Here is a 19,441-nt window from a genome sequence, read left to right as displayed (position 1 = left end):
CGACTGCCCCCTCAGAGAGATGCCCGATCGCTTCAGCGATCGGGCATCGTCGTTCTCTCTGGCACGCCGCCGCGCCGACGCCGGTTGAAGCGCGCCGTCGTGGCCTGGGCCGCGCGTGACGGGAGGTGGCTAGGGCGCGGGGGTCGGCGCCGTGGAGGTGACAGGAGAGGCCGGCTCGGCGGTGGCGGCTTGGGTGCCGGCGGGGGGGCCCTCGATGGGGGGTGGGGGGAGGGCGCCGGGGCGGGGGCGGCGCTTTGAGGAGGCGAAGCGCTTCATGATCGGGTCTTCGACCAGGGTGAACAGCATCCACGCCAGGGCCAGCGTGATCGCGAACAGCACGCCGAGCATGAGGAACCCGACCGGGGTGCTCCAGCCCTTGGGCGAGCCGAACCACTGGCGGGCGTAGATCAGGATCAGGTAGTGCCACATGTAGAAGGCGTACGACCACTCGCCGAGCTTCACCATGGGGCGGCTGCCGATCCAGTTCGTCTCGCCCTTGGCGTCCGCGACGGCCCCGGCGGCGATGATCAGGCCGAGCGGGATGATCGAGGTGGCGACGACGTTGTAGCTCAGCGGGAAGAACGGCGACAGCGCGTACAGCGCGATGCCGAGCGCCAGCGAGCCGCCGAGGCCCATCGGGAGCTTCCTGCCGGTCATCACGATCCGGGCCAGGACCATGCCGAAGACGAACTCCAGCATGCGGGTCGGCGGGAACTGCATGACGAACCACATCTCCGACTCGGTCATGCCGAAGCCGGGGATGGGCGGCTGGCTGGGCAGCAGCATGGACAGCAGCGGGACCGCGAAGATCGCCGCCACGACGATGCCCGCCCACGCCCAGAGCCGCTCGGGACGGATCCGGCCGATGTAGCGGGCCAGCAGCGGGAAGCACAGGTAGAACAGCGCCTCACACGACAGCGACCAGGCCGGGGAGTTGAAGGCGATCCTGATGTCCATCGTGGGGAAGTACGACTGGAGCAGCAGGAAGTGCAGCAGCGCCACCTTGCCGTCGATGGCCGTCTTGGCCACCACGGCGACCAGGATCAGGGCGGCGATGAGGGTGATGGCGTAGTTCGGGTAGATCTTGAGGAAGCGGCGCCGCAGGAACGTCTTGGCCGTGTCGGTCGAGCGCTGCGCGTAGGTGAGGACGAAACCGCTGAGGATGAAGAAGTAGCAGACCGCCGCCCAGCCGCCCTGGATGACCAGCATCCCGTACGTGCTGGTGAACTCGGCGGAGGCGAACAGGTTGGCGCCCAGGGCGTGGGTCAGGAACACCATCGCCGCGGAGATGAACCGCATTCCGGTCAGTGACGGAAGCCGGGACGGCAGGACTACGGGACTGGGCCCGACAGGTTTCGACAACTCGACCAATTCGACGCACCTTCTCATGTTCTGGCCGGCTCAGGCCGATCGAGGGGCGGTCCCTGATGTCGTCGCGTGGTCAGGGAGCCGCCCGGCATCGATCGGCAGGTCTTGACCTTTGCATCCCGGTGGGCCCCGCGCATTTCCCAAAATGCGCTCTTTCCCAGGCCGTGCACGGGAAACGGCACAGCGCACTCCGGGAGATGCCCCGCCCGGCCGGCGCGGGTGAGGCTTGGTCGTATGGCCGGATGCGAAAGAAGGCCGTGCGACCGGATGACCGCCCATTCGAGATAAGGACCTGCGCAGCGATGGCAGTAGCCACGAATGTCTCCGAGTACGGAGTCGTCTTCCCGCCCGAGCCCGGACTCACGCCTGCGGAGATCATCGCGCGGGCCGAGGCCATCGCACCGACGCTGGTCGCCCGCCAGGCGGAGACCGAGGAACGGACGTTCTACGCGCCGGACACCCACGAGCAGTTCCTCAAGGCCGGTTTCTACCGGATCCTCACCCCGCGGCGTTACGGCGGCTACGAGTTCGGCGTCGACACCTTCATGCGGGTGACGATGGCCCTCACCCGGGGGTGCCCCTCCACCGGCTGGATGTACTGCCTCGGACACGCCCACGCCCTGATGGCCGCCTCGTTGTTCGGCGAGGGGGCCCAAGCCGAGCTCTTCGAGGGCGGCGACTTCATCTGCCCCGCCACGGTGATGCCGAGCGGCACCGTCGAGCGCACGCCCGACGGCGACTGGCTGCTCAACGGCACCTGGAACTACTGCTCGGGCTCGCCGTACGCCACCCACTTCATCGGCCACACGCTGGTGTCCCCCGCCGAGGGGGAGCCGCCGGCGCCGATGCTGTTCGTGGCCCCGCGCAGCCAGTGGCGGCGCCTGAGCGACTGGGGCGGGCAGCTCGGACTCAAGGGCAGCGGCTCGCACAGCATCGTCATGGAGAACGGGCTGGTCCCGGCCCGCTACACCCTTCCCACGCACGTCAGCCAGGTCACCGTCACCGACGGCACCCCCGGGCGCGACCTGCACGGCAACCCCCTGTACGGCGGCGGCCAGCTCAGCTTCATGGTCATCGAGGACGCCATCCTCGCGGTCGGCATGGCGCTCGGCGCGCTCGACGCGTACGAGGAGCTGATGCGCACGCGGACCACCGCGTTCCCCCCGACCATGACCCGTGCCGAGGCCCCCGACTACCAGTTCTGGTACGGCGAGGCCGCCGGGATGATCGCCACCGGCCAGGCGGCCGTCTTCAACGCCGTCCAGCAGTGGGACGAGGCCACGGCCAAGGGCGCGGCGTCGGTCACCAAGGAGCAGGAGCTGCGGATCGCCGCCATCTGCCACGAGGTGGTGAAGCTCTGCTGGCACGCGGTCGAGAACTTCCTGTTCCCCACCGCCGGCTCCAGCGCCGTCCGCCAGGGGGAGCGCATCGAGCGCGTCTGGCGTGACATGTCCATGTTCCACAGCCACGCCGGGTTCGCGGTCTTCCTGTCCACCATCGCCAAGCGTGAACTCGCCAAGGCGCACTTCGGCATCGCCGACGAGCACTGAAGGCCCCCATCCCCTGCCGACCGTGCCCACCGACGAAGCTGGGCACGGCCGGCAGAGCATTCGGGTCAGGCGGGTCTGCGCGCGACGGCTACGAGGTAGCCCATCTGCGGGAGCAGGCCGACCGGGTTGCGGAAGACCTCCAGCACGCCGGCGACCTCCGGGCCGTACCGCTCGATCATCTCGTCGTGACGCTCGTTCACCGCGTCGTACACCCGCCAGGCCGTCTTCTTGGTGTTCTCGCTGATGTCGGTCAGCTCGTCCACCTCCAGGCCGGACTCGGCGACCAGGGCGCGGTAGGTCTCCTCGTCCAGCAGCGGGCTGGCATGCATCTCCCGCATGTGATCTTCCACGGTCCGCACGTCGTCCTCGCTCATGGGACCGTGCTGGAGGAGGTCGGTGACGATGACACGGCCACCCGGGCGCAGCACGCGGCGGATCTCGCGCAGGGTCGGGAGGCGCTCCATGTGCATCAGGGCCTCGAAGACCCACACGACGTCGAAGGACTCGTCGGCGTAGGGCAGCGCCAGCACGTCGGCGTTCTCGAAGCTCACCCGGTGGTCCAGGTCCTTGGCCCGCGCACGGCGGTTCGCCTCGTCGATCTGCGCCTGGTTGTTGGAGATGCCGACGATCTCCGCCGGCGACGACTCCGCCAGCCGGAAGACCGAGGTGCCGATTCCGCAGCCCACGTCAAGCAGCCGCCCGCCCCGCCCGAGATCCGACTTCTCGATGAGCAGGTCGGTCAGGCGGTCGGTGGCGATCTGGTTGGAGCTCTCGTCGTCGTCCGAGAGCCAGTATCCGTGGTGGAAGTTCTCGCTCCACAACTCGATGAGGATCAGGTTGGAGACGTCGTAGAACTCCGAGGTGCGCTCAGGCTCGTGTAAAGCAGGCTCTGTGGTCATGTCAGCTCCGCTGGTTCGGCTCGATGGGGGTCGGACCGCGGGCGTCGACGACCGGCGGATCCATGGCTCCCCGGCTGTGAACGGTGCGGACCCGCCGGTCCCTGTGCGAATGCGCCTCGGGAGGTGCCGGCAGTCGAAGGCCGGCGTCGTCGCTTGTGGCGGAAGCTCGGGAGGCGTGGAACGTGACGCGCATCACCATCATGCATCCACCGTGGGCCACCGTCACCCCCGCGTGCCGGGCGTAGGGGTACGGGAGTTCCCGCGCGCGAGCGCTAGGGGGACGGGTTCAGCGGAGCGGCTTGCGGGCGGACAGGATCACGTAGCCGATCTGGTCCTTCCTCGGGGCGAAGAAGCCCAGGTGCCTGCGTGAGAACTCCGCCAGGGCCTCCTCGCCGAACTTCGAGGCGATCGAGTCTCTCTGGTCCATCGCGGACTTGATGTACTTCGACTTCTTGCCGAACACCCTCGGGCCGCACTGGGTGTACTCCTCGACCTCGAACCCCGCACCGCGCGCGTGCTCGATCCACTCCGCCAGCGTGGGCAGCTCGCGCAGCTTGAGTGTCTCCATGAACTTCGCCACTCGCGCGGGCTCGGCCGCCGACTCCAGGCTGAAGTCCGAGAACGAGATCCTCCCGCCCGGACGGAGCACGCGGTAGAGCTCCCCGAGCACCCGGCCGAGGTCCTGGGCGTTCTGGAGCGATTCGAGCGCCAGGACGGCGTCGAAGGAGCCGTCCGGGTAGGACAGGTCCATGTAGTCGCCGTACTCGAAGTGCGCGCGGTCGCCGACGCCGGTGGCGGCGGCCCGCTCCTTGGCCTTGTCGATCTCGAAGGCGCTCACCGTGATGCCGGTGACGTGTACGCCGAAGTTCTTCGCCAGGTAGACGGCCGTCTCGCCCGGCCCGCATCCGGCGTCCAGCACGCGCTCTCCGGGGCGCAGGCCGAGGGTGTCGGTCACCTTGCGGCTGATCCGGTGGACGGCGTCCTTGAGCGGGGTGTCGTCGTCGTTGTCGTACCAGTACCACATGTGCAGCTGGCCGTTGCGGAACTCGTCCCCGATGGGAGAGCGCTCGTCGTAGTGCGTGCCGATGTCGGCTGGGTCGATCAAATCCCTGGTCATTAATCCGACACTCCAATCGAGTGGCCTCATACGCCGTACCGAAACCGAGGAACGCCCACGATGATCCTTATGGTGTTTCGCCACCAGGCCCGGCCGCATCTTTATGGTTGCTGTGCTCCTGGTGAGGAGTCCTGACGAGGCCAGGCGAAATGCCGGTAAGCAAGCTCGGAGAAGACGCGGACGGACGCCGGTGCGAGGATTTTGTAAAACGGATATCTCGCCGGACGAGCGCGGAGTGAGCTGGGCCCGGAAGCGGCCGGCTGGCATTGCACCTTGGGCGCGGTAGTCGCACACCGCTTATCGAGTGCGGACTCAAAGCCCCGTCTTACCTTTCGTGAAAGGACGCGCACATGAGTGTTTCCACCACGCAGCTGACCGTCGCCGATCTGCTGGAAGATTTCACCAACGCCGGCCCCGACGACCTCCACACGGAGTACCAGCGACTGGTCGGCGCGCTGTGGAACGACGGCGAGCTGACGGAACAGGCGCTGGCGGCGACGCCCGCTCTCGTGGCGTACCTGGACGAGGCCGGCGACGACCGCAAGGGCTACGTGATCATCCTGCTCGCCCTTCTCGCCGAGGCGGAGTACCCCGCCGTCGACGGTGAGGTCGCCACGGCGGTCCGGCAGGGCCTCGACCGGTACCTCGACCTGGTGGGCGGCGCGGTGAAGGGACGTCCGCTGACGCTCGCCCTGCTCTACCTCCTGTCGCACTTCCCCGGCGACCGCGACCGCATCCTGGCCGCCGTCGAGCACCTCGACCTGGACCCGGGCGACCAGAGCAGGCTCGACCGCGCCCTGCGCACGCTGGACCTCGACGCCCCCGACCTCGGCGCCCTGTGGCCCTCGCCTTCGGTGTGGCAGCTGACCGACGACGAGCGCGCGTTCAACCAGGAGTGGGTCCGGACCCTCACCCCGGCGCAGGTCACGACGAACTGGGAGAACGACACCCGGACCCTGCTCGGCTACACGGGCGCGAAGGCGTACTTCGCGGTGCGGTACGGAGCCCCCGTGGTGGCCGGCGGAGCGGTCTCGCCCGGTGACGCCACCGTGCCCGAGGTTCCCGCGGATTCCGGGACCGAGCTCTTCGCCCGCCACGCGGACGCCTTCCACTGCCCCTCCTGCGGCGGCCCGCTCGACTTCACGCCCGACGTCGTCCGGTGCGACGCCTGCGCGACCCGGTACCCGCTCGCGCGCGGCATCCTCGACCTGTCGGAGGGTGTGAGCGAGTCGGCGGCGGACGTCGAGGACGACGCGACCGCGAACCTGCTGTCGAAGCTGGCGGAGATGCCGACCATGGGCATCTACTACGAGTCCGTGCTCCGGCCGGCGTTCCTGCGGATCGCCGGCGGGAACTGGGGCGGCGCGGTCACCCTCGCCGACGAGGACGCCTACGTCGCGCAGCACATCCGTCCGGTGGACGGCCCGGTGCTCGACGTCGCGGCGGGCGCCGGCCGGTGGACGACCGTGGTGGCCGAGACGGTCGGCCGGGACCGGCTGATCGCCCTCGACATGGGCCTTCCGATGCTGACGGTGCTGCGCGGCAAGCTGCCCGAGGTGCCTGCGGTCCGCGCCAGCGCGCTCGACATCCCGTTCGGTGACTCCACCATGGGTGCGGTGAACTGCTGGAACGCCCTGCACGCCTTCCCCGACGACGCTGCCAGGGCCATCGCCGAGGTGGGCCGGGTCCTGCGGCCTGGCGGCACCTTCACGCTGATGACGTTCCTGTTCGACTCCGACCCGATCGCCCGGTACTTCCAGGCCTCCCACTACTTCCCGAGCCGGGTCGAGGGGATGCTGCTCTTCGAGCTGGACGAGCTCAAGCGGTGGCTGTCCGCCGCCGGGATGACCGTGCGGGACGTCTCCGGTCCCGGCAGCTTCGCCTTCATCACGGCCGTACGGGACTGATCCCGCGGGCCGGTCGCCGTGGACGGCGGCCACCCATCGCTGGTAGGACACGCTCCGGGGCGCTCGGCGTACGCCCCGGAGCGTGGTCGTTGTCAGCTCCTGATCAGGTCGAACGACTCCCAGGGGCCGATGGCGGTGCGGTTGGCGATGAGCGGCTGGGCTCCGGCGCCGTCCGCGCAGACGTACTTGCCGTTGACCTGGGCCTTGAGGCTGACCGTCCCGTCGGGGTTGCCGACCAGTTGGAAGGTCTCCCAGGATCCGGCGGAGGGCCGGTTGGCGATGAGCGGCTCCGCGCCGGCGTTCTCCGCGCTGACGAACTGGCCGTTGCTCTTCGCCTTGAGGGCGATGGTGCCGTTGCCGAGGTCGACGCGCTCGAACTGCTCCGCGGTCCCGGCGGTGGACTTGTTCGCGATCAGCGGCGAGCCGCTGGGCGCGGTGACGTACAGGTTGTTCGCCCTGGACCGCAGGCTGATCGTCGGGGTCCCGGACGTCCCGGTGAGGACCCGCAGGGCGTCGACCATGCCGACCGCGGTGGCCTTGTTCACGATCTTGATCGTGTGCTGCCCGCTGGACAGGCCGGTCTTGCTGAAGACGACCTGCTGGGCCTGCCTGGCTCCTGAGACGTACAGGTTCACGTTGGTCTGCAGGACGTTGTCGAGGTAGACGTCCACGTTGCCCATGTCACCGTTGCGCTCCGAGAGGTACTCGATGCCGGTACCGGTGAAGGTGTACTGGGCCGTCGCCCCCACCGTGTTGGTGTGGTGGGTGTCGTCGTTGTAGTCGCCGTAGCCCCTGGCGGTCGTGTGGTACCAGTTGGCGTCGTAGGTGAGCTCGGTGTCGTTCACCAGCGCGTTCCCCGTCGCCCCGATGCCGAGGGCCGAGGCGGTGCCGCTGAGCGTCTTGGCGCTCTGGTTGGCGGTGCCGGTGAGCCGGGCCGAGGAGTACGAGCTGAGCGGCTTGGCCGTGCGCTCCACGACGTAGACCGTGTTCGCCGCGGTGGCGAAGGAGACCTCGGCGCCGGAGGAGGTGGCCAGGATGGCGTTGTCCGAGGCCCGGCGCACGCGCACCTGCTGGGTGCCCCAGGGATTGACCACCGTGGCCTGCTTGCCGTACAGGCTCTTGAGCCCGACGTACTTGACCTCGCCCGCCTCGCGCTCGGAGCTGACGAGGAAGCCGTCCTTGGCCAGGAGGGTGAACTTCCCGACGAAGGAGGAGTCGGCCGGTACGGCGGGGAACACCCGGATCTTGTCGTTGTAGCTCTGCATGAGCGACTCGTTGAGCGCCGACAGGTGTACGCCGAGGTACTCGAAGACGCCGTTGGTGTTGTTGGTCATGCCGTTGGGGTAGTTCTGGTACTTCTGCAGCATCGTCTTCATGCCCTGGTACGCCTGGTCGCCGAGGCCGAGGCGGGCCGCCTGGACCGCGTCGTTGGACCACACGTTGCCGTAGGGGAAGGGCCGCTGGTTCCAGGTGTTGACCGCGGTCTGGTAGTCGGGGTACCCGATGCCGGTGATGTTGTAGGGCCAGATCAGCTCGGCCGAGACGTTCTCGTTGTTCCTGGTCTGCGAGATCGGCGGCTGGTGCGGCTGGTAGGCGCCGCCCGCGACCTGGTACGGCACGAGGTGGTCGAGCACGTTCTGCCATCCGGCGCGCAGGCCGGTGTCGACGCCGAGCTGCTGGCTGACCTGGATGGTCAGCGGGAAGATGCTCCGCACGGCGGCGAGGTCGGTGATCGCGTTGCGGACGTTCCAGTACGTCTCGTGGGAGTTGGAGTTGGCCATGTAGTACGTGTTGGTGGCGGTGTCGAGCGACAGCATGGCCGAGTAGAACTTCGCCGTCTCACGCATGTACGGGTAGGCGACGTCGCGCAGGTAGGTGGCGTCGTTGGTGTACCGGTAGCGCAGGTACATGTTGTACGCGGCCTCGTAGCCGGTCGACAGGATGTTCTTGGTGTAGTCGCTGCCGACCGTGCCGCGCGCGTTGCCGTCCCAGCCCATCGTCTCCGGCACCCACAGCCCGTCCACGCCGTACCTGGTCTGCGTGTACGACTTCAGCGCGTTGTAGTTGCGGCTGTAGAGCTTGTTGAAGCCGTCCATGAGGTCGGTGTGGTTGGACGCCAGGAAGGAGTTGTAGACGTCCCGCTGGTTCCAGTACCAGTAGGCGTTGCTCCACTTGGTGGCGTCCTGGGTGGCGCGGAACACCCCGTTGATGAAGTGCAGCGGGTAGTTGCCGTAGCCCCCTGCCGCGATCATGTAGGTGCTCAGGTAGTAGACGTTCTCCATGTAGTCCGCGTCACGGGAGCCGTTGGAGTACTGGACGAACGACTTGTTCCAGAACGAGTGCCACCAGTTGCGGTAGTTGGTGTACGTGGTGGCGTACCCGGTGCTCTTGACCGAGGAGAGCTGGTTGCGGGCCTGGGTCACCGAGTCGCGGTTGGGCGCGTTGATCCGGCTGGAGGCGGTGATCCAGATCGTGTAGCTGGAGGTGGGCGTGATGTTCAGCCGCACCTTCCTGCCGTCGACGACCTGGGTGGTGAAGCCGGCGCCCTCCACGGTGGCGGCCAGGGTGTAGCCGAACCCGTTGGCGTCGGTCTGCCCTCGGCTGAGCCCGGCGCTCGCCGAGTCGGCGTAGGTGGAGATCGTCTTCCACGTGTTCAGGTCGGGCACGTCGCCGCTGTTGGTGACGGTCGCGGGATCCCACATGCTCAGGTCCATGGCCACGCTCGACACTCCGCCGCGGGTGTCGTCCACGTGGATGCCCATGACCTCGGAGTTGGGCGACCCGAGGATGGTGACGGTCCGGTTGGAGTCGTACTTGGTGGTCAGGGTCCCGTCGTACAGCGACAGCCGCTGCTGGTAGTTCGTGTACCCGGTGTCCATCCCCGGGTTGGAGTACAGGTTCACGAGGCCGGCCGCGAAGGCGGACTGCTGCGACAGGTCGACGCCCGACACCTGCATCGTCAGCCCGTTCTGGTTCCACACCATGGCGCCCGTGCGGCCGTTGCCGACGGTGAGGCCGTAGTTGGGATTGGTGTTGGGCCGGTTGTACACGATGTCGTGCTTGGACAGGTACCCCTGGTAGTCGACGTTGAGCGCCCCGGCGGCCTGGTCGAACGCGGCGTCGGTGGTCGAGGCCAGGGTCGGCGGGGCCGCGCCGACGGCCAGCAGGCCTACGGCGAGCGTCAACGGCGGCAGGCTACGTAACAGCCTCTTCAGCATGGTCTTCCTCTCCCGCGGCGGGCCGCCCTCGCCTTCACTGCGGCCGTCGCCGCACGGAGCAGTGCCGAGGGGGTTTGGATGGCGCAGACCCGATACGGAACGGCGGTGCCTCCCGCCGGGACGCCGCACAGTTCCGTTTTCAGACTGTCAGGCGCAGTTAACATTGGATGTCTTCCAACGTCAATACCTAGCAGACAGGCTGATGGATCAACAAAATCCCCCATAAGGGCCTGAAATCATGTAACTGGGAGGGAAAATCGCCTGCTACCAGCCACAATCGCCATGCGAGCCGTCGCGATACCTCCGATGTATCGGGGCTCGGGTGGGGAGGAAGACGCCATGCTGAAGGCGTGAGGGCCGCGGCGCGCGTGAAGCGGGCCGGGCGGAGTTCAGGAGAGGCCGAGCGGGCGTCTGCGCGCACACACACCGGGGAGCCACCGCTCTTCTAGCTCAGCGGTCGGCTCCCCGTACGTGGCGCTCGCCAGAGGCGTTGTCCGAAGCGGCGTCCTAAGTGGTGTCCTAAGCGCTTTCCGAAGCGTTTCCCGAAGCGGGTCAGAGGGCGACGGAGGTGGTCAGGCCGCCGTCGACGGCGATCTCCTGGCCGGTGATGTAGGACGAGCGGGAGGAGAGCAGGAAGACCGCGGCGTCGGCCACGTCGTCGGCGCTGCCCAGCCGGCCCAGCGCGACCTGGCTGCGGCACTGCTCCTGCGCCTCGTCCGTGCTGGAGATGGCGGTGAACATGTCGGTGACGATGTAGCCGGGGCTGACGGCGTTGACCCGGATGCCCCGGGTGCCGAGGTCCGGCGCGAGGGTGCGGGTCAGGTTGATCACGGCGGCCTTGGTGGCGGCGTAGATCGAGGTGAAGGCCAGGCCGCGGTGGGCGAGCCAGGACCCGTTGATCACGATGGAGGCGCCCTCCTCCAGCAGCGGCAGTGCCTTCTGGATGGTGAAGTACACACCCTTGAAGTTGATGCCGGTGATGTGGTCGAAGTCGGCCTCGGTGGCCTGCGCGCTCAGCCCGAACAGGGCGATGCCCGCGTTGGCGAAGACACCGTGCAGGCGCCCGAAGCGCTGCTCGATCTCGCCCACGAGCCGGTCGAGGTCCTCGGTGACGGAGACGTCGGCGGCCACGGTCAGCACGCGGTCCCCGGCGTCGAGGTCCTTGGCGGCCGCGTCGAGGCGGTCCTTGTCCCGTCCGGCGAGGATGACGTTCGCGCCTTCGGCGAGGAGTCGTCGTGCGGTGGCCAGGCCCATGCCGCTGCCGCCACCGGTGATCAGTACGTTCTTACCCTCAAACTCGGTCATGCGGTCAGCGTCACATTCACGCCCGCGACGTCACATCTCCTGAATTGCGCTCTTGTTTCAGGCCCGCACGATATCTCTTCCCGCGCCCGTGAAGGCGTCCAGCACAGCATTCCGAAAGATGCGGCACGGCGCGACAGGACGTGACGATGTAGCGGTGCTGATCGGCGGATCGACTGTTTCTCGCTGAACAGGTGAAGGAAGGAGCACCCCGTGTCTCTTAACCGTGGACGGCGTCGTCGCCGGTGAACCGTCACGGGCCGGACGGGTACGACGTGGGCCGTCATCACCCCGCCCGACCTGCGGATCGTCCCGAATGCCTCGCGACCACGGCGAGATGTGAAGTCCATGCGGACCCCCGTGAATATTCCGGCCGGCACGCTCCGCCGCCAGATCAGATACCGACCAGGGCCGGCGTGAAATCCATACGACGCTGGTGGTCATCAGGAAAAGAACCGGCACCGGTTAACGACCACCGCAAAGACGATGCCTGAAGAATACGGAATTTCGAGGAGATGACACGATGGGCAACGACGCCAATACCCGCGCGGTGGTGCTCGGTGGAAGCCTTGCCGGACTGTTCGCGGCCAGAGTGCTCGCCGATGCCTACGACGAAGTGGTCATCGTCGACCGCGACGAGCTGATCGACGTGGAGGGGCCGCGACGCGGCTGTCCCCAGGGAAAGCACATCAACGGCCTGATGACCCGCGGCCAGATGGCCATGGAGGAGATGTACCCGGGGATCACCACCGAGATCTTCGAGGACGGCACGCCCCAGGGCGACCTGGCCGGCACCGTCCGCTGGTACGCCCTCGGCAAGCACCTTCGGCAGCAGCCCGCCGGCATGATCTGCGTCGCCGCCAGCCGGCCGATGCTGGAGAAGCACGTCCGCCAGAGGACGGCGGCCCTCGGCAACGTGGTCTTCCTGGAGCGGCACGACATCCTCGGCCTGGTCGCCACGCCGGAACGCAGCAAGATCACTGGTGTCCGCGTGCAGAACCTCGACGGTGAGGGCGTCGAGGAGGTCCTCGACGCCGACCTCGTCGTCGACGCCACAGGCCGCGGCTCCCGCACCCCCATCTGGCTGGAGGACCTCGGCTACCAGCGGGTCGTGGAGGACCGTAAGAAGATCGGCCTCGGCTACGGCACCCAGCACTACCGGCTGCGCACCGACCCCTACGACGGCGACCTGTCGATCAACACCATCGCCCACCCCAAGCTGCCGCGTGGCGCGATCTTCACCAAGACGGACGGCGGCCGCGTCGAGCTCACCGTCTACGGCATCCTCGGTGACCACCCGCCGACCGACCAGCAGGGCTACTACGACTTCGTCAAGTCGCTCGGCATCCCCGAGATCTACGAGGCCGTCATCGCCGCCGAGCCGCTGGACGAGCCGACCGCGTTCCGCTTCCCGACCACCCTGCGGCGCCGGTACGAGGACATGGACCGCTTCCCCGACGGCCTCCTGGTGGTCGGCGACGCCGTGACCTGCTTCAACCCGATCTACGCCGGGGGGATGACGGTGGCGGCGATGTCGGCCCTCGTCATGCGCGGCCACCTGCACAGTGGCGCGGCCCCGCAGCCGCTCCAGTACTTCCGCGACCTCGCGCGCGACGTCATCGACCCGCCGTGGGAGGTCACCCACGCCGTCGACCTCGGCTTCCCCGGCGTCGAGGGCGAGCGCACCTTCGCGGTCCGCATGCGGCAGGTGATGACCAACCTCATCTACCGGGCGGGCACCCGCGACAGCAGGGTCACCGCGGCCTACTTCCGCGTCGCCGGCCAGGTGGACCGGCCCGAGACGCTGATGAAGCCGAAGTTCCTCCTGCGCGTGCTGCTGGCGGCGGCGGGCCTGTCCAAGGTCCGGGAGGCGAAGGGGCACTGGACCTGGACCGGGGAGAAGGCGAAGGTCCCCTCCCTCTGAAGGTCGTCTCAGGCCGCCGAACCTCGAAGGGAACATGAGTGACTGAGGCATCTCGTACCCGTGGGTCCCACGCTCGGCGGGCCGTGACATCGCGCGCGCAGGACCGCGCGTGGTTCCTGGACAGGCTGGTCCCCGGTTCGCCGGCGCACAACCTGTCCAGGGCCTACCTGGTGACCGGCGAGCTGGACCTCTCGGCCCTTTCCGCCGCGTGGCGCGAGGTGACCCGCCGTCACGAGATCCTCAGGACCACTCTGGCCGAGGCGGGCGGGCGGCCCGCGCAGGAGATCGCCGCCGTGGGCGGGGCCGCCGTCTCGTTCACCGATCTCGGCACGCTCGCCCCGCCCGCCGAGCGGTGGTGCGCCGAGCAGGCGGCCACGCCGTTCGACCTGGCGAGGGGGCCGCTCGCCCGGCTGGCCGTCGCGCGCCAGGCCCGCCTGGAGCGGCGACAGGCACCTTCGGAGCATTCGCAGTCCCTCCCGGAGCATCCGCAGGCCCCTTCGGAGCGGCGGCGGGGCGAGCCGGTTCACGCGGTGGTGCTCGTGTGCCACCAGGCGGTGGCCGACGAGCGGTCGATGGCGATCCTGGTGGACGAGATCTCCGCCTGCTACGCCGCGCTCGTGGCCGGCAGGCCGGCCGGGGACGCGCTGCCTGACCCGCGGCGCCAGTACGCCGACCACGCCGTCCGCGAGCGCGACCGGCTGTCCACGCCGGAGTTCCGACGCCTGCTGGACGGGTGGGCGGAAACGCTGTCGCCGCCCCCGGCACCGCCCGCGCTCCCGGTGGACCGGGCGCGGCCCCCGGGCCCGTCGTCCCACGGCGGCGTCGTGCGCTTCGAGTGGGACGGGGAACTGGGCGGTGCCCTCGCCGAGCTGTGCCGGGCGGAGGGGACCACGCCGATGGTCGCCCTGCTCGCGGCGTTCCAGTGCCTGCTGGGCAGGTACGGCCGCGAGGAGCGTCCGGTGGTCGCGGTGCCCGCGCAGGCGCGCCCCGGGCCCGAGTTCGGCGACGTCGTCGGACCCTTCGACAACCTGCTGATCATGCGCGCCGACCTGTCGGGACGCCCGGCGTTCCGCGAGCTGCTCGGCAGGACGGCGCGGGTGGCGAGGGAGGCCTTCGAGCACCGGGAGCTGCCCTTCGACGAGCTGGTACGGGCGCTCAACGTGGACCGTGACCCCTACCGGATCCCCATGGGCGACGTCATGTTCGTGTTCGAGGAGTCACCCGAGCCCGGACTGAGGCTGCCCGGGGCGGCGGCCCGCCGCCTGCGCGACGGCGGCGGCTCGGCCAGGACCGACCTCACCCTCACCATCGAGCGGGCCGGTCCCTCGGTGACCGGTTCCCTGGAGTACCGCGACAGCCTGTTCGACGCGGAGTCCGCGCGGCACGTCGCCGAACAGCTCCACACCCTGCTGACCGCCGCGCTGCGGGACCCCGGGCTGCCGGTCGACGCCCTTCCGCTGGAGGGAGCGGACCGCATCCAGGCCGCGGTGGCCGAGGCGGACCTGATCGAGGCCGCCGCCCCCGTGGACCGGCCGGTCCACGAGCTGGTGCACCTGCGCGCCCGTACGGACCCGGACGCCCTCGCGGTGGTGTGGGACGGGACCGGCCTGTCCTACCGGGAGCTGGAGGAGCGGGCGGCGGCCGTCACCGGCGCGCTGGCGGCGCTCGGCGGTGTCGAAGGCCAGCCGGTGGCGGTGCGGATGGCACAGGGACCGCGCCAGGTCGCGACGCTGCTCGGAGTGCTCGACGCCGGGGCACACCTGGTCTGCCTCGGCACCGGGGACGCGGGGGAGCGGGGCAAGGCCGTGCTCGACGACATCCGGCCGGCCGTGCTGGTGCTCGACGAGGAGCCCGCCGGCGACGAGCTGGCCCGGTGGTACCGCGACGAGCTGGACGGCCGGATCCTGGACCTCGCCCTTCTCGGCACCGGCCGCCCGGCGAACGCCGGCCCTGTGCCGCCTTCCGGTGGCATGACCGGGCGGGCGTACGTCGCCTACACCTCCGGCTCGACCGGCAGGCCCAAGGGCATCGCGCAGTCCCACGGCAGTTTCGCGCAGTTCGTCACCTGGTTCGCCGGGGAGTTCGGCCTCCGCCCCGGGTCCCGCATGGCCCAGTGGGCGGCGCCGGCGTACGACGCGAGCCTGGTGGAGATATTCTCCGCCCTCGTCGCGGGCGCGACGCTGTACCCGGTGCCCGAGCGGACCCGTGCGAATCCGGAGAAGATGGCCGGATGGCTCGCGGACGAGCGGATCACGGTCTTCCAGACGGTCCCGAGCTTCGCGCGCCAGCTTCTCGGCGTGATCGCCGCCGACGGTCCGGCGCGGGGGCTCCCGGCGCTCGGCCATCTCCTGCTGGCGGGTGAGCCGCTGGCCGGAGAGCTGGCCAACGGGCTGCGCGCGGCCCTGCCCGCGCTGCGGCTGGTCAACCTGTACGGCCCCACCGAGTCGATCCTGGCGACCTTCCATGAGGTCACCGGCCCGGTGTACGGCGTGGTGCCGATCGGCGGGCCGATCCCCGGGCGGCAGATCCTCGTGCTCGACGAGCACGACCGGCCCTGCCCGGCGGGGGTCGCCGGGCAGATCGTCATCCGGGGCCCGCACATCACGCCGGGGTACGTCGGCGCGGCGTCGGGCGAGCGGTCGCCCTTCCTGCCCCTCTCCGGATTCGAGGACGGCCGGAGGTCCTACCGGACCGGCGACCTCGGCCGCCGGAGGTGGGACGGCTCCCTGGAGTTCGGCGGACGCAAGGACTTCCAGGTCAAGTTCAACGGCGCGCGCATGGAGCTGACCGACATCGAGGCGGCGCTGGCCGCGCACGAGTCGGTGGCCGAGTGCGCCGTCGTCGCCGTGTCCGACGCCGACGGACTGGTCCGGCGCCTGGTGGGCTACGTCGTCCCCCGCACGCCGGACGCCGCCGCGGACCTCTGGCGCGCAGCCTTGCGCCGGCGGTTCGGCAAGGCCATGCCGCCGGTGTCGTTCCGGACCCTGGACCGCCTTCCGCGCAACATCGGCGGCAAGGTGGACCGGGCCGCCCTTCCGCGTCCGGCATCCTCCCTCGCCCGTACGTCCGCTCCGGCGCGGACGCCGGTGGAGAGCGACCTGGCCGCGATCTGGTCGGAGCTGCTCGGCACCGGGCGGGCGGAGGCGGACGTCACCTTCTTCGCGGCGGGCGGGCATTCCCTGCTCGTCCCCGTGCTGCTCGATCGGATTCACGGGCGCTTCGGCGTGGCGGTGTCGCTCGCGCAGTTCTTCGCCGATCCGACCCCGGCCGGCCTCTCCGCTTTTCTTGAGTCGCAAGCCGTAACGACAGAAGTAATTACCCAAACCATGATGGGGTGAGAAACGTGACTCTGGTCGAAACCGAGCTGTCCGTTGATTTCAACGGTGAAAGCCTGGAAATCGCCGATGTCCGAAGGGTCGCAGAGGACTGGGCGACGTGCAGCGTGGCCCCGTCGGCTCTGGCCAGGGCCGCCACCAGCAGGGCGATGTTCGAGGACACCGTCCGCCAGAACATCCCGGTCTACGGTGTGACGACGGGTTACGGCGAGATGATCTACATGCTCGTCGACACCTCCAAGGAGGTGGAGCTCCAGACCAACCTGGTCCGCAGCCACAGCGCCGGCGTCGGCCCGCTGTTCGCCGAGGACGAGGCCCGCGCGATCCTCGCGGCCCGGTTGAACGCTCTGGCCAGGGGCTACTCCGCGGTCCGGCCCGAACTGCTGGAGCGCCTGGCGCTCTACCTCAACCTCGGGATCACTCCGGCCATCCCGGAGATCGGCTCGCTCGGCGCCAGCGGCGACCTCGCGACGCTGGCCCACATCGCCAGCACGCTCATCGGCGAGGGCTACGTGCTGCGTGACGGCAAGCGGGTCGAGACCGCCACGGTCCTGCGCGAGCACGGCATCGAGCCGCTGCAGCTGCGGTTCAAGGAGGGTCTGTCCCTGATCAACGGCACGTCCGGGATGACGGGCCTCGGCGCCCTGGTCGTGGGCAGGGCCCTCGACCAGGTGCGTCAGGCCGAGATCGTCACGGCGCTGGTCGTGGAGACCCTGCGCGGCTCCACCAGCCCGTTCCTCGCCGAGGGCCACGACATCGCCCGCCCCCACAAGGGGCAGATCGACACGGCCGCCAACATGCGGTCGCTGATCCGGGGGAGCGGTCTGACCCTGGAGCACGCCGAGCTGCGCCGCCAGGCGCAGGAGGCGAAGTCGGGCGAGGGCGTGCACCGGACCGAGGTCTACATCCAGAAGGCCTACACGCTGCGCGCCATCCCGCAGGTCGTCGGCGCCGTGCGCGACACCATCTACCACGCCGTGGAGAAGCTTGAGATCGAGCTGAACTCCTCCAACGACAACCCGCTGTTCTTCGAGGGCAAGGAGATCTTCCACGGCGCGAACTTCCACGGCCAGCCCATCGCCTTCGCGATGGACTACGTGACCATCGCGCTCACCCAGCTCGGCGTGTTCTCCGAGCGCCGCACCAACCGCCTGCTCAACCGTCACCTCAGCGACGGGCTCCCCGAGTTCCTGGTGGCCGGGGACCCCGGCCTGAACAGCGGATTCGCCGGAGCTCAGTACCCGGCGACGGCCCTGGTCGCCGAGAACCGGACCATCGGCCCGGCCAGCACCCAGAGCGTCCCGTCCAACGGCGACAACCAGGACGTCGTCAGCATGGGCCTCATCGCGGCCCGCAACGCCCGCAGGGTGCTGTCGAACAACAACCGCATCCTCGCCGTGGAGTTCCTCGCCGCGGCGCAGGCGGTCGACGTGTCCGGCCGGTACGACCAGCTCAGCCCGGTCGGCAAGGCCACCTACGACCTCGTGCGCTCGCTGGTGCCGACCCTGGACCGCGACCGCTACATGTCCGACGACATCGAGGTCGTGGCCGCCGCCGTGTCCCGCGGGGAGTTCCTGCAGTCGCCCGTGAGCAAGGACGTCGTGCTGCGCTGATCCGCCCGCGGCATTCGTTATAAGGCATACGGCATTTCAAGAGAAACGTAATCCGGCTCGGGGTTCGTACAGTTAGTCAATATGGCTGGACGCGATGCCCCGAGCCGGCCGACCCCCGGGAAACGACTTTCCGCACCGAGCCCGGCGGTGCCGATCTCGCACGAGGACCTGAAGGAGACGTGGCGCATCATGACCATTTCTGAGGCACCGCATACGACCAGTGACACGACGGAACGGATTCCACTCTCCTTCAACCAGGAATTCCTCTTCAATTTCGACAGGGGCGAGGAAGAAGGACCGTTCGGCCCCAAGTACAACATCGTCTGCGGCTGGCGCGTCAGCGGGAAGATCGAGGACGCGATCCTGCAGGACGCCCTCAACGACGTGGTGGTCCGCCACGAGGCGCTCCGCACGCTGATCGTCAGGGACGGGGACGACAGGTACCAGAAGGTCGTCCCGGCCACTCCTCCCATCCTGGTCACCCACGACTTCACCGACATCGCCCCCGACGGGCGCGAACTGCGCGCGGAGGAGCTGCTGGTCGACATCGAGCTCGGCGCCTACGGCATCCGGGAGCTGCCCCTCCTGCGGGCCGTGCTCGGCCGGTTCGACGACGACGACTCGGTCCTCGTGCTGATCGCCCACCACTCGGCCGCCGACGAGTGGTCCATGCGCCTCATCATGCGCGACCTCGCCGGCTTCTACGCGGCCCGCACGGGCCACACGGCCGAGCTTCCCGAGGTGACCCAGTACAAGGAGTTCGCCCGCTGGCAGACGAGCGAGGCCGGGCAGGCCGCGAGCTCGAAGCGCGAGTACTGGCGGGAGAAGCTGGCGGGCGGCGGCATCCTCGCCACCCCGACCGACCACCTGCGGTCGGAGGGGCTTCCCAAGACGACGGCATGGCACCGCTTCTGGCTGCCCGCCGAGCTGACGACCAAGGTCCTGGAGATCTCCAAGAGCAGGCGCAGCTCGCCCTTCATGGTCCTGCTCGCCGTCTACGCCACACTGCTCCGCCAGACGACGGGGACCACCGACATCGTGGTCCCGACGTTCACCTCCGGCCGGGGGCAGACGCGGTTCCACGACACGGTCGGATCCTTCTTCAACTTCGTCCCCCTGCGGATCGACCTCGCCGGGTGCGACACCTTCCTTGAGGCCGTCGACAGGACCCGGGCCACCTGCATCCAGGCCTGGAGCAACGACATCCC

11 protein-coding genes are annotated in these 19,441 nt (G+C 69.2%); 6 read left to right on the top strand and 5 right to left on the bottom strand.

Annotated elements, in window-relative coordinates:
* Positions 1-129: 129 nt before the first annotated feature.
* Positions 130-1,299 carry an acyltransferase gene (locus AB0B89_RS05790; RefSeq protein WP_358548678.1) on the bottom strand — a complete coding sequence of 390 codons (1,170 nt, stop codon included), beginning with the start codon at positions 1,297-1,299 and terminating at the stop codon, positions 130-132.
* A gap of 371 nt (positions 1,300-1,670) precedes the next feature.
* Here AB0B89_RS05790 and AB0B89_RS05785 point away from each other — a divergent pair, with 371 nt between their 5' ends.
* The gene (locus tag AB0B89_RS05785) at positions 1,671-2,918 is read left to right on the top strand and encodes an acyl-CoA dehydrogenase family protein (protein ID WP_358548675.1); all 1,248 of its coding nucleotides are present in this window, start codon (positions 1,671-1,673) and stop codon (positions 2,916-2,918) included.
* Between the two features lie 65 nt (positions 2,919-2,983).
* Here AB0B89_RS05785 and AB0B89_RS05780 read toward each other — a convergent pair whose 3' ends face one another.
* Together AB0B89_RS05780 and AB0B89_RS05775 are read right to left on the bottom strand one after the other, a co-directional pair.
* Positions 2,984-3,817: a methyltransferase domain-containing protein gene (locus AB0B89_RS05780; RefSeq protein ID WP_358548673.1), complete on the bottom strand. Its 834-nt coding sequence runs from the start codon at positions 3,815-3,817 to the stop codon at positions 2,984-2,986.
* A gap of 286 nt (positions 3,818-4,103) precedes the next feature.
* Entirely contained in the window at positions 4,104-4,934 is an 831-nt protein-coding gene (locus AB0B89_RS05775; RefSeq protein WP_358548670.1) for a methyltransferase domain-containing protein, read from the bottom strand.
* Positions 4,935-5,284: 350 nt separating this feature from the next.
* Here AB0B89_RS05775 and AB0B89_RS05770 point away from each other — a divergent pair, with 350 nt between their 5' ends.
* Positions 5,285-6,841: a methyltransferase domain-containing protein gene (locus tag AB0B89_RS05770; protein WP_358548667.1), complete on the top strand. Its 1,557-nt coding sequence runs from the start codon at positions 5,285-5,287 to the stop codon at positions 6,839-6,841.
* A 92-nt stretch (positions 6,842-6,933) separates the two neighbouring features.
* On the opposite strand, the gene AB0B89_RS05765 is transcribed toward AB0B89_RS05770, so the two are convergent.
* Together AB0B89_RS05765 and AB0B89_RS05760 are read right to left on the bottom strand one after the other, a co-directional pair.
* On the bottom strand, positions 6,934-10,026 hold the full coding sequence (locus AB0B89_RS05765) for a hypothetical protein (RefSeq protein WP_358548664.1): 3,093 nt from the start codon (positions 10,024-10,026) through the stop codon (positions 6,934-6,936).
* A 585-nt stretch (positions 10,027-10,611) separates the two neighbouring features.
* Positions 10,612-11,364 (bottom strand): SDR family oxidoreductase, encoded by a 753-nt coding sequence (locus AB0B89_RS05760; RefSeq protein WP_358548661.1) that lies wholly within the window; start codon positions 11,362-11,364, stop codon positions 10,612-10,614.
* Positions 11,365-11,884: 520 nt separating this feature from the next.
* On the opposite strand from AB0B89_RS05760, the gene AB0B89_RS05755 reads away from it, so the two are divergent.
* The 4 genes from AB0B89_RS05755 to AB0B89_RS05740 form a co-directional block, all read left to right on the top strand.
* Complete coding sequence (locus AB0B89_RS05755; protein WP_358548658.1) at positions 11,885-13,285, top strand: FAD-dependent monooxygenase; 1,401 nt, start codon at positions 11,885-11,887, stop codon at positions 13,283-13,285.
* A gap of 83 nt (positions 13,286-13,368) precedes the next feature.
* Entirely contained in the window at positions 13,369-16,623 is a 3,255-nt protein-coding gene (locus AB0B89_RS05750) for an AMP-binding protein (protein ID WP_358548655.1), read from the top strand.
* Positions 16,624-16,628: 5 nt separating this feature from the next.
* Positions 16,629-18,233 (top strand): tyrosine 2,3-aminomutase, encoded by a 1,605-nt coding sequence (gene cmdF / locus AB0B89_RS05745; protein ID WP_358548652.1) that lies wholly within the window; start codon positions 16,629-16,631, stop codon positions 18,231-18,233.
* 189 nt (positions 18,234-18,422) lie between these two features.
* Positions 18,423-19,441, top strand: a 1,019-nt coding sequence (locus AB0B89_RS05740; RefSeq protein WP_358548648.1) for a condensation domain-containing protein, incomplete at its 3' end; no start/stop codon positions are given.

Origin of the sequence: Sphaerisporangium sp. NPDC049002, assembly GCF_040649355.1 — a bacterium.
Taxonomy (GTDB): Bacteria; Actinomycetota; Actinomycetes; order Streptosporangiales; family Streptosporangiaceae; genus Sphaerisporangium.
This window is presented reverse-complemented; position numbering and strand designations above follow the sequence as displayed.